The sequence below is a fragment of the Brenneria rubrifaciens genome, assembly GCF_005484945.1.
In the GTDB taxonomy this organism is placed as follows: Bacteria; Pseudomonadota; Gammaproteobacteria; order Enterobacterales; family Enterobacteriaceae; genus Brenneria; species Brenneria rubrifaciens.
In genome coordinates this window covers 3,942,139-3,958,296 of sequence record NZ_CP034035.1, presented here as the reverse complement: position 1 = coordinate 3,958,296, position 16,158 = coordinate 3,942,139, and the positions used below count along the sequence as shown (strand labels likewise).

General features: G+C 49.2%; 14 protein-coding genes. 5 read left to right on the top strand and 9 right to left on the bottom strand.

Features of this window, described 5'->3' with window-relative positions; genetic code table 11:
- Positions 1-16: 16 nt before the first annotated feature.
- From atpI to ravA, 7 genes are all read right to left on the bottom strand, one after another.
- The gene (gene atpI / locus EH207_RS17735; RefSeq protein ID WP_137715156.1) at positions 17-400 is read right to left on the bottom strand and encodes a F0F1 ATP synthase subunit I; all 384 of its coding nucleotides are present in this window, start codon (positions 398-400) and stop codon (positions 17-19) included.
- A gap of 636 nt (positions 401-1,036) precedes the next feature.
- Positions 1,037-1,657, bottom strand: a complete 621-nt coding sequence (rsmG, locus tag EH207_RS17730; RefSeq protein ID WP_137715414.1) for a 16S rRNA (guanine(527)-N(7))-methyltransferase RsmG — start codon at positions 1,655-1,657, stop codon at positions 1,037-1,039.
- Between the two features lie 83 nt (positions 1,658-1,740).
- A complete protein-coding gene (gene mnmG, locus EH207_RS17725; RefSeq protein WP_137715155.1) occupies positions 1,741-3,630 on the bottom strand; it encodes a tRNA uridine-5-carboxymethylaminomethyl(34) synthesis enzyme MnmG in 1,890 nt (629 codons plus the stop codon).
- Between the two features lie 390 nt (positions 3,631-4,020).
- A complete protein-coding gene (gene mioC, locus EH207_RS17720; RefSeq protein ID WP_137715154.1) occupies positions 4,021-4,464 on the bottom strand; it encodes an FMN-binding protein MioC in 444 nt (147 codons plus the stop codon).
- 90 nt (positions 4,465-4,554) lie between these two features.
- Positions 4,555-5,016, bottom strand: coding sequence for a transcriptional regulator AsnC (gene asnC, locus EH207_RS17715; protein ID WP_137715153.1), 462 nt, complete (start codon positions 5,014-5,016; stop codon positions 4,555-4,557).
- Between the two features lie 146 nt (positions 5,017-5,162).
- Positions 5,163-6,641, bottom strand: coding sequence for an ATPase RavA stimulator ViaA (gene viaA, locus EH207_RS17710; RefSeq protein ID WP_137715152.1), 1,479 nt, complete (start codon positions 6,639-6,641; stop codon positions 5,163-5,165).
- A gap of 6 nt (positions 6,642-6,647) precedes the next feature.
- On the bottom strand, positions 6,648-8,144 hold the full coding sequence (gene ravA, locus EH207_RS17705; protein ID WP_137715151.1) for an ATPase RavA: 1,497 nt from the start codon (positions 8,142-8,144) through the stop codon (positions 6,648-6,650).
- Between the two features lie 311 nt (positions 8,145-8,455).
- Between ravA and kup the strand changes: the two genes are divergently transcribed.
- Complete coding sequence (gene kup, locus EH207_RS17700; RefSeq protein WP_137715150.1) at positions 8,456-10,324, top strand: low affinity potassium transporter Kup; 1,869 nt, start codon at positions 8,456-8,458, stop codon at positions 10,322-10,324.
- Between the two features lie 28 nt (positions 10,325-10,352).
- Here the strand turns inward: kup and qseC are convergent, their stop codons facing one another.
- Together qseC and qseB are read right to left on the bottom strand one after the other, a co-directional pair.
- Positions 10,353-11,693, bottom strand: a complete 1,341-nt coding sequence (qseC, locus tag EH207_RS17695) for a quorum sensing histidine kinase QseC (RefSeq protein ID WP_137715149.1) — start codon at positions 11,691-11,693, stop codon at positions 10,353-10,355.
- Complete coding sequence (qseB, locus tag EH207_RS17690; protein ID WP_137715413.1) at positions 11,690-12,352, bottom strand: quorum sensing response regulator transcription factor QseB; 663 nt, start codon at positions 12,350-12,352, stop codon at positions 11,690-11,692. Before qseB ends, qseC begins: the two co-directional genes overlap by 4 nt.
- Before the next feature lie 223 nt (positions 12,353-12,575).
- On the opposite strand from qseB, the gene EH207_RS17685 reads away from it, so the two are divergent.
- The 4 genes from EH207_RS17685 to rbsC all read left to right on the top strand — a co-directional run bounded on the left by EH207_RS17685 (position 12,576) and on the right by rbsC (position 16,158).
- Positions 12,576-12,974, top strand: coding sequence for a YgiW/YdeI family stress tolerance OB fold protein (locus EH207_RS17685; protein WP_137715148.1), 399 nt, complete (start codon positions 12,576-12,578; stop codon positions 12,972-12,974).
- A gap of 274 nt (positions 12,975-13,248) precedes the next feature.
- Positions 13,249-13,668 carry a D-ribose pyranase gene (rbsD, locus tag EH207_RS17680; RefSeq protein WP_137715147.1) on the top strand — a complete coding sequence of 140 codons (420 nt, stop codon included), beginning with the start codon at positions 13,249-13,251 and terminating at the stop codon, positions 13,666-13,668.
- A gap of 7 nt (positions 13,669-13,675) precedes the next feature.
- Positions 13,676-15,193 carry a ribose ABC transporter ATP-binding protein RbsA gene (rbsA, locus tag EH207_RS17675; RefSeq protein ID WP_137715146.1) on the top strand — a complete coding sequence of 506 codons (1,518 nt, stop codon included), beginning with the start codon at positions 13,676-13,678 and terminating at the stop codon, positions 15,191-15,193.
- Positions 15,190-16,158 (top strand): ribose ABC transporter permease, encoded by a 969-nt coding sequence (gene rbsC, locus EH207_RS17670; RefSeq protein ID WP_137715145.1) that lies wholly within the window; start codon positions 15,190-15,192, stop codon positions 16,156-16,158. Before rbsA ends, rbsC begins: the two co-directional genes overlap by 4 nt.

The window sequence follows — 16,158 nt, the reverse complement described above, 5'->3', positions numbered from 1 at the left end:
TCTTACCCTTTAGTTGTTAATTACGGCAATGATTAATTACGGCCGGTGCCACTATCTGTATAACCAGCACCGATAAATAAGTCAGGCCAAGCGGAAAAAAAGCCGCTTTGAATATGCCTAACGCCACCACCAACAATGCAATGGTGATCAATACCTTGAGTGCCTCACCGATAGCAAATGACCAGGCGACGCGTCCGCCAGCAGGTCTAATTGACTGATGGCGCAAGGCAAACAGAACAAACAATACATTCGGCAACCAGGCCGCCAATCCCCCGCTCAATGCGGAAACACCTGCTTCAACACTGTTGGTGCTGAAAATGGCACTTAGCAGAACAAAAGTGGCTAACTGTAACAGCAGGAGCTTCAAGGACATTTTTCCGCTGTAAAGGGACACAGACATGACGTTTGCTCTCTTAGTACCTTCCAGAGGTATACTGAATGTCGTATAAGACTGCCTTTACAGCGTTGAGTCAAGCAGCAAAAAACGAGCAAATTATACGGGTCATCCTTGCGAATTCAATCGATAAGTAGCGAAAAGGTGAACAATCCATTAAATTTCCTTCATGAGCCTCATTTTCACTAACAATCGTTACCACGCCAATGCGATGTCATTAATTTCTAAAGGCACTCAATATGTGATATGACTCACATATTGAGATTCTAGACGTTTTATAGCCGATAACGCTTTTTTTTGTCTTTAGCAAAGAAAGCTATTTTTATCATTTAATTTCAAATAGTTATAAAAGAACACATTCAAAACATCCGATAAACACCATTTCAACCATCTATTGACATTATTAATATTATTTTTTTACTCGCTTAACAAAAAACCCGCATCTTTTGCCAGTATTGAGTGACGGTGCTGAGGTATTTTTTCTCGTGACTATTAAGCATGAAAGTAAACCAGCCGCAAGAAAAAACCGCCAATATGTTAAAATTTGAAGATCTCTGATGGCTGTCGCCCCATGCGCTTATCCCAAATATTAATAAGCGCAGAAGGTGAAATTAGTTATGATTTTTTTTATAAAAGACAAAATTAGTTTGGCTTAAGGATAACTAAATGGCGTTCGCCTTCCAATTCCGGTACCAATAAACGAATCGCCTGTTCCTGCACAACACCTTTTGGCAAGGCGGACAGTTCATCTACGGGAAGTCCCCCTTTCAGCGCATAAAAACGCCCGAAAGGTCTGACTGGCAGGTGATGACACCACTCGACCATATCCTGTAAAGAAGCAAATGCGCGACTGATTACACCATCAAAAGGTGGTTCAGCAACAAAATCTTCCACCCGGCTCTGGACTGGAATGACATTTTCAAGCTGCAATTCATGCTTTACCTGACGCAGAAAGCGGATGCGTTTCCCCAGGCTGTCCAGCAGCGTAAAATGTGATGTTGGTCGCATAATCGCCAGAGGAATACCTGGTAGTCCAGGACCCGTGCCCACATCGATAAAACGCTGTCCCCGCAAATAGGGTTCAACGACGATACTGTCCATGATATGCCGAACAAGCATTTGTCCGGGGTCGCGAACGGAGGTCAGATTGTAGGCCTTATTCCATTTATTCAGCATCTCAACATACTGTACCAGCAAGTTTTTTTTCTTATCTGAGATCGTAATCCCAGCACTGTTCAGCAGATTATCGAGAGTGTTGTGCACAATAAGATCCTGAGAATATTTATAGACACCACAGACAGCCGGTAATCCGACTGTCCAGAGGGTGATAAACAAAGTACGTTAAATCAGGCGCTACGACGCAGCAACCCTTGTTTTTTCAGCCATACCAACAGAATTGAGATCGCTGCGGGGGTAATGCCTGAAATGCGCGAAGCCTGACCAATTGAGGCGGGTTTGTGATCGTTCAGTTTGGCGATCACTTCATTAGACAGACCGCTTACCTGACGATAATCCAGTTCGACTGGCAGAATCGTATTTTCATTACGCAGCTGCTTTTCGATCTCGTCTTGCTGACGCGCGATATAGCCTTCGTACTTAACCTGGATCTCGACCTGTTCAGCGGCTTGTTTATCCGTCAGCGCGGGTGTAAACAGCGGCAAATTGGTCAACATAGCGTAATCCACTTCTGGACGGCGCAACAGCTCTTCTCCATTTGATTCACGCGACAAAGGCGTTTTTAACAGGGAATTGACCTGATCCAACTGTTCTGACTGAGGGTGAATCCGGATATCACGCAAACGTTGGCGTTCTTGCTCAATATTTTCAAGTTTTTCATTGAAACGAGCCCAACGATCATCATCCACCATACCCAGTTCACGACCAATTTCCGTCAGACGCAGATCCGCGTTATCTTCACGCAGCATCAGACGATATTCAGCGCGTGAGGTGAACATACGGTAGGGCTCTTTGGTCCCCAACGTACAGAGATCGTCGACAAGAACGCCCAGATAGGCTTGATCGCGACGTGGAGACCACCCTTCCTGATCAAATGCCAGACGTGCGGCGTTAAGCCCAGCCAGCATCCCCTGCGCCGCAGCTTCTTCGTAACCGGTAGTCCCGTTGATCTGACCTGCGAAGAACAGACCGCGGATAAATTTGTTTTCCAGCGTGGGTTTTAAATCACGCGGATCAAAGAAATCGTATTCAATGGCATAGCCAGGACGAACAATTCGCGCGTTTTCCATTCCCTTCATCGAGCGGACTATCTGCCATTGCACATCGAACGGCAAACTGGTTGAAATACCGTTTGGATAAATTTCGTTACTGGTCAGACCTTCTGGTTCCAGAAAGATCTGATGCGCATTGCGATCAGCAAAGCGCATCACTTTATCCTCGATCGAAGGACAATAACGTGGGCCGATCCCTTCGATGATCCCGGCATACATCGGACTGCGATCCAAATTATTACGGATCACCTCATGCGTTTTTTCGTTGGTGTGCGTGATATAGCAGGGCAGTTGCGCCGGATGCTGCCCGGCATTACCCAGGAAAGAAAAGACCGGCATGGGATTATCGCCATGCTGCTGAGCCAATACGCTGAAGTTAATCGTTCTGGCATCAATACGCGGCGGGGTCCCGGTCTTGAGGCGATTTACCCGTAAAGGCAATTCACGCAGGCGACGCGCTAAGGGAATGGATGGCGGATCACCTGCGCGTCCACCGCTGTAATTATCCAGACCGATATGAATTTTTCCGTCAAGAAAAGTCCCAACGGTTAAAACAACCGCGCCAGCACGGAATTTCAATCCCATCTGGGTGAGCGCGCCAACTACACGATCGTTTTCAACAATCAGATCGTCGACGGCCTGCTGGAAGATCATCAAATTGGGTTGGTTCTCCAGCGAGGTGCGAACAGCCTGGCGATACAACACGCGATCCGCCTGTGCTCGTGTCGCTCTGACCGCTGGGCCTTTACTGCTGTTTAGTATCCTAAACTGAATACCTGCCTGATCGACTGCACGGGCCATCAAGCCTCCCATGGCATCGATCTCTTTAACCAGATGGCCTTTCCCAATACCGCCAACCGCCGGGTTACAAGACATTTGTCCCAACGTATCAATGTTATGCGTAAGCAGGAGGGTTTTGCGTCCCATTCGGGCTGAAGCCATTGCTGCTTCGGTTCCCGCATGACCGCCACCAATTATGATGACGTCAAATGGATCTGGATAAAACATGGTACTGCTCCTCGCATGGTGCGAATGATTAGTTGCGAAAGATCGTTACTTGACCGGGGTGGGGAATTCTACTCAACTTTACTCAAACGACCAAGCAGTGTTGGATCGTCGTTAATTAAAGAAAGATCTTTTTATTTAAAGATCTCTTTATTAGATCTCTTATTAGGATCGACCCTTTCTGTGGGTAAGTGATTATTCTCTTTTAAAGTCAAGTTATTACTGGTGATCATTAGCTGTGAATGATCGGTGATCCCAGAACGTATAAGCTGGGATCATAATTGCTAGTTATACACAGGACAAAAAACGTTCATGGGTTGTTATTGGGATAACTACTGCTTTTACACCTGAATAAAGCATAGTTATCCACATTCGTTTGCTTATTATTTCGGCTTATTTGAGTAAATAAACCCACGATCTCAACCATGCTTCGGCCGGATCTTCCGGTATTTCGTGTTCGGTGACGTCGATCTTTAGCATCTCACCGATCCTTTTGGCTCCTGATTCGGTCAGCACACGATCCATCGTCAGGATCGCGCCGCAAAAGGTATCGTATTCTTTACTGCCGATACCGATAGCGCCGAACCGAACCTGTGAAAGATCGGGTTTTTGTTGTTCTAACTGTTCAAACAGGGGTTGCAGATTGTCAGGGAGCTCGCCGGCGCCGTGGGTCGATGTAACGACCAGCCAGAAACCACTATCCGGTAACTCATCCAGCTCAGGGCCATGCAGCATGTCAGTGGAGAAACCTTCCTTTTCCAGCTGTTCGGCCAGATGCTCCGCCACGTATTCTGCGCCACCTAACGTGCTGCCGCTGATTAATGTAATGTCCGCCATAATGATCCCACCTGATAAAAGACGGCACATTGTACGCTGTGATCCGTTTGGGATCTACCTGTGGATAATATGGGTATAGATAGAAAAGCTTTATGGCGCGATGGTGCGCATGATGGGGTTTTGCAGCGAGATCAGCGTTTCAGTAGACTGGATTTCATCAATGGTCTGGATCTTGTTGATAAGTACATGTTGCAGGGCATCAATTGATCGACACATGACTTTAATAAAGATGCTGTAATGGCCTGTGGTGTAATAGGCTTCGACCACTTCTTCCAGGTTGTTCAGTTTTTCCAGCGCGGAAGGATAATCTTTGGCGCTTTTCAGAATGATGCCGATAAAACAGCACACATCATAGCCCAATTGTTTTGGATTTACGTCCAGACGCGTGCCGACAATGATGCCAGCCTGTTTCATTTTTTCGACCCGGACATGGATGGTGCCCGGACTGACGGTAAATTGCTTTGCCAGTTCAGCATAGGGCGTCCGCGCATTTTCCATTAATGCCGAAAGGATACCGCGATCAAGATTATCGATGTGATGAATTTCCGCCACTTTCCGCCTCCTGACTCAACCCTACCATTTTATACCGCTATAAAATGAGGGATTAAATCCATAAAGGCAATTTATCTAAAAATTATTGAATGCTTGGATCACTTTTTTCGCTTGATACTTGGCTGATTCCCGGTTTCGGCTCAGCTTTAATCCGTCTGTCTGTGCTGCCAGCGACACATCAGGCGGCTTTTTAACCCGGTATCAAAACGCCAGATATGGTCGAAAATGCGCATGATGCCGGGTTTGCCGTGATCGGACATCGCTACGGCATGAAATCGGTGCTGAAGCTGTTTTTGACGATGGCGTACCTTGTTAACCAGCTCATCCGGTAAACGCTGGTCAATAAAATCCGAAATCACCACGGCATCGGCATCATACCAAAATGAATCATCCATTTTTTCAATCACTGCCGATAAGCAGGCGCTCAGGTCGGTGCCGCCGCGGAAAGATTGGCTGAGGAAGCGTATCGCCTGCTCGATGCCGTCGGACGACGTCAGCTCATATCTCACCATACCTGTTGAAAAAAGCATAATGTAGCAGCGTCGATTATCCGCCAGAGCGATACGTAACAGCGCCAGACAAAATGCTTTCGCACAGCGCTCGTTAAACCCGCCCATTGATCCCGACGTATCGACACAGACGATAAACGGGCCGCGTGGCTGTTGTTCATTCTGTTGATGGATAATCGGCCGCTCGATGGTCTTTTCGCGCCAGTTTTCGCCCTGTAAACGATAAGTCAGCAAACGGTGATCCAGCAGCCGGCGGTAAAATTCATATTCCAGTTCGTTAATGCTCATGGCCGCCAGCTCTACCGGCAGTAAACGAAGAATATCGTCACTCTGATGAATTCCGCTGACCTGTTCTGGTACGGTCGACGGCTCGCGCACCATTACTTTGAAAGCCTCTTCGGGCGCATCCTGACTGATGAAGGATTTAGTTTCACGACTGCGCCCCAGACGTTCCGCCAGGCATTGCAGTGCGGGCTGTCGTTGCAGGAACGCGCCGAAATCCAGCAGCGGCTGATAGTTCGTACGAATGTGTTGTCCGGCACTGAGATCCCATAGCCGTCCTGCCGCATTTTCATTTTCGGCCAGAATAGGTTCAAGCTTTCCACTCAGCGTAAGCCGCTGTTGCAGCTCATCCAGCAGAATTTCCCGCTCCTGTTCCATTATCTGATGATGCAGAGAAAGAGTTTGCAGCGTTAGGCTTAGCCGCCAGCGTTGTAAAAACAGCGAGTGTAATCCGCTGCTGATTTTTTGCCCCAGCGTCGGTTCCGGCGTATTGACCAGTTGCCCTGCCTGCGCAATGAAAGGAGAGTCAACCGCATTCAGCATGTTCATAATTCTGGGAAGACGGGCTTGAAATCCCAGATTGTTCACCGCTTGAGCGCGCTGGTAGCAATTAAATTCCGTTTCCAACGCCTGAGGCGCTTGCGTATCACGCAGGCGTTGTTTCAGGTTTTCTTTCCAGTCAGGCAGTTCATTTAGCAGAGCGGATTTAAGGTTTGGATATTTATCAAAGAAAATGGCCAATTGCGGCGTCGCCAATAGCGTGACGATCAGATCGTCCAACAGCTCGTTTTCGTCAATTGACAGCAGCATTTCCAGTGATTCGAGCGTTATCATCCCGGTTTAATCCTGTTCCGACTGTCGGAGCTGTTCAGCCACCCGTTGCAGGCTGGCTTCGATTTTGGCCTGCCACTCGCCCGGAACGAACAAACAGGGCTGATGCTGATTAAATAAGCGCCGTTGCTCTCGCAGTTGAGTATGCAGTTTTTCATATTCATCAATGAGTTCTGCCGGCAGTACGTAATCGCATTTTTCAGGCAGAGAAAGAATGGCGGATTGCAGGCTAATATCCCGAATGGTCAGGTGCAGGCGATCGTCTACCGCCAGATCCAACCGTTGGTTAAGGCCAATGCCATTGAGTTTCCCTCTAATTTCCCCACCTTTGTGCAACCAGTTTTGCAGGATATTGCGGTCGATAAGCAGGTGGCTGACTTCAATCTCATTCAGGATTAACGGCCGTTGCAGAACCAGACTTAGTGAATCCGCCGTTAGCGTTTCGGGCAGGGAATAGTGGTATTTTCGGCCGAGAAAAGTCCCGTTTTTTTCTACCGTTAATGCCTGCAATTCGCTCTGCTGCATCTGATATTGTTGACGTTTTATGTTTAGTTGTTGCAGGTGGAGCAACAAACTCTGCTGCTGGTAAGCCTGTTCGGTGATCAACTGTTCAATCTGATGTTCTATCAACACCCGCGTATCGCGATCATGCCACAGACAATCTTTCAGCAGAATGATGTCAATCGGCGTAATGCTTTCCCGTCCGCTGAAAAAGGCACAGGCCTGAAGCAGGCGCAGGGCTTTTTTCCAGCGTCTGTCGGAAACATAAGGCGCCTGTTGCTGAGTATCCAGCCGCTTGCGCAGTTGATAAATGAGCTCAAAACAATTTTCCGGTAGTGAAACCCGATCAATCTCGCCCTGCCATCGTTGGTATTCTTCATCGCTGATGCTAAGTGAATGGTTGACGGGGTTATCGAGTTCGTTGCCGTTATTGACCAGCAAAGCGCGGAAATTTTGTTTTTCCTGGACTTTGTCAAGCCACAGGCGAATGAGCATGCGATCGTAGAGTGCTTCCAGACTGCTGTCCGTTTCGGGTAATTCATTGGACGCGGTGACCAAAAGTCGCATTGGGATGCGATCTTCGCTGTTGCCGTTGCGAAAACGCCGCTCGTTAATAGCCGTGAGCAGCGTATTCAGAATGGCTGGACCGGCTTTCCAGATTTCGTCCAGAAAGACGATCTCGGCTTCCGGCAGATAGCCTTCTGTTAAGCGCTGGTAGCGGCCCTCGTCTTTCAGCGCTTGAATCGACAGCGGGCCGAAAACTTCTTCCGGCGTGGAGAAGCGGGTCATCAGATATTCGAACGCATTCGCGTGGCGGAAAGCGAATTTGAGGCGTCGGGCGATCATGCTTTTCGCAATGCCCGGCGGGCCCAGCAGAAAAACACTTTCTCCGCTCAATGCGGCCAGAAGGCACAAACGAATGGCATGTTGCCGCTCATACAGACCCTGCTCAAGCGCACGACTGAGACACGAAATTCTTTCAGCCAACGCTGCGGATTGAAGCATAATTAATCAATTATTCCCATGGTGTTGTTCGGAAAGTGAAACAGTTGTTTTCAGGAAAATCTGAATTTTATAAAGTCAATAGTAATAATAATCGGTAGATCACAGATTTTTATTAGCATGATTAAGGTTGATTAATCAATAAACCACCTTTTGCAGGATGTTTCGTACTTAATATAAAAATAGGTTTTTGCCTTTTTTTGTGCATAACATGGTTTTATGTACGCGATCGCTTTGTGCATACTGTGCGCTTTTGGGGAGCAGAAGTGCTTCCCTTCCCTTTGCTGACAGAATGGATAAAGAAGATAAGGTTTATGAGCTCAGAACATAAACGTTCGCTTCCGGCAGTAACGCTGGCGGCGATAGGCGTAGTCTATGGAGACATTGGAACCAGTCCGCTTTACACCCTCAGGGAGTGTTTATCTGGGCAATTTGGTTTTGGTGTCGAACCCGATTCAGTATTTGGTTTTCTCTCTCTAATCTTTTGGCTATTGATCATAGTGGTCTCGCTTAAATATCTGACCTATGTGATGAGAGCGGATAATGCAGGCGAAGGCGGAATACTCACCCTGATGTCGCTGGCCGGACGTAACTCGTCGGACCGAATGACGTCTGTACTGGTGATCATGGGGTTGATTGGCGGCAGTTTTTTCTATGGTGAGGTGGTCATTACGCCGGCGATATCAGTGATGTCCGCCATGGAAGGGTTGGAAATCGCCGCTCCTTCCCTGGACAACTATATCGTTCCACTGTCGATTCTTGTTCTGACGCTACTGTTTGTTATTCAAAAGCATGGTACGGGCAGCGTGGGAAAATTGTTTGCCCCGGTGATGCTGGTTTGGTTTCTTACGCTGGGAATACTTGGTGCGCGCAGCGTCATTGAAAACCCTGAAGTGTTGCGGGCATTGAATCCGATACGTGCGGTGCACTTTTTCACCGAATACAAAATGGTTTCTTTCTTTGCGCTGGGAGCCGTGGTGCTGGCCATCACCGGCGTGGAAGCGTTGTATGCGGATATGGGGCATTTTGGCAAATTCCCTATTCGCTTGGCCTGGTTTACCGTGGTGTTACCGTCGCTGGTGTTAAACTATTTTGGTCAGGGCGCACTGCTGCTGAAAAACCCGGAGGCCATTAAAAACCCCTTTTTCTTGCTGGCTCCCGACTGGGCGCTGATTCCGCTGATGATATTGGCTACGCTGGCGACGATCATTGCTTCGCAGGCCGTGATTTCAGGCGTGTTTTCCCTGACTCGTCAGGCGGTTCGTCTCGGTTATTTGCCCCCGATGCGTATTGTTCATACTTCTGATATGGAATCTGGGCAGATCTATATCCCGGCGATTAACTGGCTGTTATATATCGCTGTGGTGATCGTGATTGTCAGTTTTGAACACTCTAGCAATCTGGCGGCGGCTTACGGCATCGCGGTGACAGGTACGATGGTGATAACCAGCATTTTGTTCTGTACGGTGGCGATAAAAAACTGGCACTGGCATCGCTATCTGGTGTGGATATTACTCACCAGCCTGCTGTTCATTGATGTCCCTATGTTCCTGGCAAACGTAGTGAAGATTTTTTCAGGCGGTTGGCTGCCGTTGGCGTTGGGCATGGTGATGTTTGTCATTATGACCACCTGGAAAAGTGAACGTTTCCGGTTATTGCGCCGTCTGCATGAGCATGGCAATTCGCTGGATGCGATGATTTCGTCACTGGAAAAATCACCGCCGGTGCGTGTGCCGGGAACGGCCGTTTATCTGTCTCGCGCCACGCATGTCATTCCGTTCGCGCTTTTACATAACCTCAAGCATAACAAGATATTGCATGAGCGCGTGGTGCTGTTAACCATGCGAACCGAAGATGCGCCCTACGTGCTTAACGCTCGCCGGGTTACGGTAGAACAGCTTTCTCCGACGTTTTGGCGGGTCATTGCCAACTATGGTTGGCGTGAAAGGCCCAATGTGGAAGAGGTGTTTCATCGTTGCTGGCAGGATGGGTTAACCTGCCAGATGATAGAGACATCGTTCTTTATGTCCAACGAATCGCTGACAATGGGGAAACGCCCGTGGTATCTGCGATTACGCGGCAAACTTTTCATGATGCTCAGCCGTAATGCGCTACGCGCGGCCGATCAGTTTGAAATCCCCCCTAACAGGTTGATTGAACTGGGGATTCAGGTGGAAATTTAAATCATGTAAGGTCAGGGAAATCTGGCCTTTACCAATTTACCCTAACCTTCAACCCCCCTTCAGATCGATTGGCGAAAGTCACTCGCATGCCGTGCAGTTTGGCGATATTGTTTACGATGGAGATGCCTAAACCGCTGCCGGATTTTTTCTGTCCGGGGGGACGGAAAAAACGCTCTCCGATCCGGGTCAACGCATCGTCGCTTATGCCAGGGCCTTCATCGATAACCTGAAAACCCTGAGACGTGAGTTGCAGACGAATTGTGCCGCCAGCGTGACTATAGCGGATGGCATTATCCAATAGATTACGAATCAAAAGCGTCAGCAGCAGCGGATGCCCCTGACGGCTCACAGGATCGTTGGGTAAATCCAGCATCAATTCAATCCCAGCAGTTTTCGCCTGGTGATAATGGTCGATCACAACCTGCCGCATCAGTTCCTGTAGTTGAATGGTTTGCCTGCCGTTCTGTAGTGATTCGGAATCCAGGCGTGACAACGTTAATAGCTGATCCACCAGACGGGTTGCCCGGTCTATCCCTTTGTCCAGATTAGTCAGCGCATGGAGTCTGACGGCTTCATCGTCATGCGCCAATTGGACAACTTCCGTCTGTACCTTCAGCGCCGCCAGCGGACTGCGCAGTTCATGAGCCGCATCGGATGTGAATCGTCGTTCGCGTACCAGCATATCGCTAATTCGGGTAAACAGATGGTTCAGTTCGTTTACCAGCGGGCGGACTTCTTTTGGAACGTGCTGGATGTCCAGAGGGGTATCCGCTTCAGGGGGGCGTTGACGCAACTGCGAGGTAATGCGTTGCAGCGGCGACAGCTCGCGGGTAATTAGCCAGAACATCAAAAGCAGCATGACCGGGAGAGCGAACAGCCAGGGCATCAGGTTGGTTTTAACAATATCCAGCACCATTTCCTGACGGTATTCCCATTCCTGTCCCACGACGACGACATAACGATCGTCCGCCGTTGACAGCCACACCAGTCGCCATTGGTCGTCATCATCGCGTAACCTACCATCGCTAAAACCGTTTCGTGAGTTGTTGAAAATAAAATCTTTCCCGTTTTCACCGTCATTCAGCACCATCTCACCATCGCGGGTAAAAATGGCAAAGGCCAGCGCATCGTCCTCCTGTTGGCCTCGCTCCAGGTTTTTGGTTTTGGGCAATGACGGTGATCCCGCCTTGATTTCACCTGGATTCATCGTGGCTAAACGCTTGGCGAATAGCATCTGTTGCGTATCAAACAGTTCGTTAACGTTATGGCGGGTTTGATACCACGAAAGCAATCCGGCGATCCCCCAGCAGATCAACGTCAGCAGAATGAAACCCGCAATCAGACGCAAACGCAGGCTGAGATGCGTCATGCCGCATCTCCTAAGATATAGCCGACCCCGTGTACGGTGCGGATAAAATCGCTGCCCAGTTTTTTACGCAAATGGTGAATATGGACTTCTACGGCATTACTGGAAACATCTTCGTCCCAGCTATAAAGCTTTTCTTCCAACTGTGAGCGCGTCAGTACGCGGTTGGGGTTCATTAAAAACAGTTCCAGCAGCGCCAGCTCGCGGGATTTAAGCGTCAGCGGTTCATTGTTGAACGTCACTGCACGGGAAGCAGGTTCAAGTGACACGGCGCCATGCGTCAGGGTTGGTTGTAATTGACCATGCCGACGGCGGATTAACGCTTGCAGACGGGCAGCGACTTCCGCCAGTGCAAAAGGTTTACACAGATAATCATCCGCGCCCAGTTGTAAGCCTTCAACCCGCTGTTCCAGCGCATCCCGCGCGGTAAGGATTAATACGGGCTCATCGTGACCGGCCTGACGCCAGCGGCGCAAGATGTCCAGCCCGTCAATTTCCGGCAGACTGAGATCGAGAACAACCGCGTCATAAGGGGCGGCATCCATCGCCGCTAAGCCCTCTTTCCCCTGGATAAACCAGTCAACGCTGAAACCGAGCTTAATTAACCCGGCCTTGAGGCCATCTCCGATTAAACGGTCGTCCTCGATTAACAATATTCTCATCATCGTCCACCTTATTGCTTACAGGAATGTTATACGGTTTAACGCAAGATACTGACAACTGGAAAACCGCTAAATGCGGTGCGCTTCGCAGTATTCATACCTATAAGGAAACCTGAACTATCCTTAAGATTCTGTTAAGAACATTTTGTTCTACTTTCTACGTAAGACAGATATCGCGCAGTTTTACTGCACTACAAATAGAAAGAACCAAGGAAACCAACCAATGAAAAAAACAGCATCTGCATTCGCTATCATCGCATTGTGCACCGCGCCGGTTTTCGCCGCGCAAACCGGTGGATTTGTAGACCCGAAAGCATCGACCGCTAACGGTCAGACTGCCGCTGGCGGATTCGTCGGCGCTCAGGGGAGCGTAACGACTGTCGCGAAAGCGAAAGAGATGAAAGATGATAGCTGGGTTACCCTGCGTGGCACCATCGAACAGCGCATTGGAGATGAAGACTATTTGTTCCGTGACGAGTCCGGCACCATTACGGTCGAAATTGATGACAAATACTGGAACGGACAGACCGTAACGCCTCAGGACAAGGTTGAGTTGCAGGGAGAACTTGATAAAGGGTTCAATTCGTCCGAGTTGGATGTCAAGCATCTGAAAAAAATCTAAGCGTCATATCGCACCTGAAGGGCGGATAACACGCCGCCCGCTTTCCTGCCGCTGGTGACTTAGGCCGATTGTGACAAGAAAGACGCAATGAATTTCTTCATGCATTTCTCCCCGTCAGCATGTTATTTCTTTTGAACCTCCTCATCCATATGTCTGGTTTTTGCAGCAACGAAACGTTTCGATAGCGATCACAATTTTGCTGTATCTTCGTTGCCTTTCAACATTCTCTTTATACAATATTTTCAGCGAAACGTTTCGCGAGTGGGACATAGCGATGAAAAAGGCGGCTTTACTGAATTCTGAGGTTTCTTGCGTTATTTCCCGTTTGGGACATACCGATCGGGTGGTTATTTCCGATGCGGGTTTACCGATTCCCCACACCACCCCTCGAATCGATCTGGCGTTAACGCACAATGTACCCACCTTTTTGCAGGTGGTTAACGCGGTAACCAGTGAGATGCAGGTCGAGGCCGCTATCCTGGCGGAAGAAATTATTAAAAAAAATCCAATACTCCATGAGGCATTACTTGATCAATTAAGCCAACTTGAGCAGCGCCAGGGAAACTCAATTGCTTTGCATTATGTCCGCCACGAAGAGTTTAAGATCCAAAGCGGGAGAAGCAGAGCCATTATTCGCAGTGGGGAGTGTTCCCCGTATGCCAATATCATCCTTTGTGCTGGTGTAACGTTCTGAGGCATCAATGCAACCTTTACTGCAACTGCAAGGAATAACGAAATCTTTCCCCGGCGTTAAGGCGCTGTCTGGCGCGGCATTAAATGTTTATCCGGGAAAAGTGATGGCGCTGGTGGGCGAGAATGGCGCGGGTAAATCCACCATGATGAAAGTGCTGACCGGGATTTACAGCAAAGATGCCGGCAGTCTGTATTTCCTCGGTAATGAAGTGAGTTTCAGCGGTCCCAAAGCCTCTCAGGAAGCGGGGATCGGCATTATTCATCAGGAATTGAACCTGATACCTCAACTGACGATTGCAGAGAACATTTTTCTGGGGCGTGAATTTACCAACCGTTTTGGTCGCATTGACTGGAGCAAGATGTATGCGGAATCGGACAAACTGCTGAAGCGTCTGAATCTGCGTTATGACAGCCGCCGCCTGGTGGGTGAGTTGTCGATTGGCGATCAGCAGATGGTCGAAATCGCCAAGGTATTAAGTTTTGAATCAAAAGTCATCGTGATGGATGAACCTACCGATGCGCTGACGGATAGCGAAACGGCCTCGCTATTCAGCGTGATTAAAGAGTTCCGGTCTCAGGGGCGCGGCATTGTTTACATCTCTCATCGTCTGAAAGAAATTTTTGAAATATGCGATGACGTCACCGTATTGCGTGACGGCCGATTCATTGGTGAATGTCCGGTCGGCGAACTGCGGGAAGATACGCTGATTGAGATGATGGTGGGCCGTAAACTGGAAGAGCAGTTTCCGCGGCTGAATCAGGCGCCGGGAGGCGTACGTCTGAAGGTAGAGAATCTTTCCGGTCCGGGAGTTGAGAACGTCAGTTTCACCGTGCGCAAAGGCGAAATTCTTGGTGTCGCGGGACTGATGGGCGCAGGCCGGACCGAGTTGATGAAAATACTTTACGGCGCCTTATCGCGGACTGGCGGCTCTGTCGTGCTGGACGGTCGTGAAGTGATGACCCGTAACCCCCAGGATGGTCTGGCAAACGGCATCGTCTATATTTCTGAAGACCGTAAACGTGACGGGCTGGTTCTGGGCATGTCGGTGAAAGAGAACATGTCGCTCACGGCGTTACGGTATTTCAGCCGTCGAGGCGGTCAGATCAAGCACCCGGAAGAACAACTGGTTGTTGGTGATTTTATTCGCCTTTTCAATATCAAAACCCCGTCAATGGAACAGCCCATCGGGTTGCTATCGGGGGGGAATCAGCAAAAAGTCGCCATTGCTCGCGGCTTAATGACCCGTCCTAACGTGCTGATTCTTGATGAACCTACTCGCGGTGTTGATGTAGGAGCGAAGAAAGAGATTTACCAGCTAATCAATCAGTTCAAACAAGAAGGGCTGAGCATTATTTTGGTTTCATCCGAAATGCCCGAAGTGTTGGGAATGAGTGACCGCATTATCGTGATGCATGAAGGCCGCTTGAGTGGTGAATTTCCGATTGAGCAGGCCACCCAGGAAGCGCTAATGGCCGCGGCTGTTGGTAAGCAATACGGCGTAAAGCAGGAGATAAGTCAGATATGAGTTCTCAATCTATCACAGCAAAACGCTGGCCTGGTAAAGAGTGGCTATTAGAGCAGAAATCGCTGATTGCCCTGCTAATCCTTATTGCGATTGTTTCCGCATTGAGCCCTAACTTTTTTACCCTGAACAACCTGTTCAATATTCTTCAGCAAACTTCGGTTAATGCCATTATGGCGGTCGGCATGACACTGGTTATCCTCACGTCGGGTATCGATCTCTCCGTGGGTTCCCTGCTGGCGCTGACGGGCGCGGTCGCCGCCTCAATTGTCGGTTTCGAAGTCAACGCGCTGGCGGCTGCTTTTGGCGCGCTGGCATTGGGTGCCCTTATCGGTGCCGGTACGGGGGTTATCGTGTCCAAAGGCAAGGTTCAGGCCTTTATTGCTACGCTGGTCATGATGCTGCTGCTGCGGGGCGTTACGATGGTCTATACCAACGGCAGCCCGATTAATACCGGTTTTTCCGATGTGGCCGAAGCTTTCGGCTGGTTTGGTATTGGCCGTCCTTTAGGTGTACCAACCCCTATCTGGATCATGGCTATCGTCTTTGCCTTGGCCTGGTACATGCTGCATCACACGCGTCTGGGTCGTTATATCTATGCGTTGGGCGGTAATGAATCGGCTACCCGCCTTTCCGGTATCAGCGTTGATAAGATCAAGATTATTGTCTATTCCCTGTGCGGGTTGTTGTCGGCGCTGGCAGGGATCATTGAAGTGGCCCGTTTGTCCTCCGCGCAACCTACCGCGGGAACCGGCTATGAGCTGGATGCTATCGCGGCGGTGGTGCTTGGGGGCACGAGTCTGGCTGGCGGCAAAGGTCGTATTATCGGGACGCTAATCGGCGCGCTGATCCTCGGTTTCCTCAACAACGGACTCAATCTATTAGGTGTTTCTTCTTACTACCAGATGATCGTCAAAGCGGTCGTTATTTTACTGGCGGTTTTGGTAGATAACAAAAGCAGTAAATAA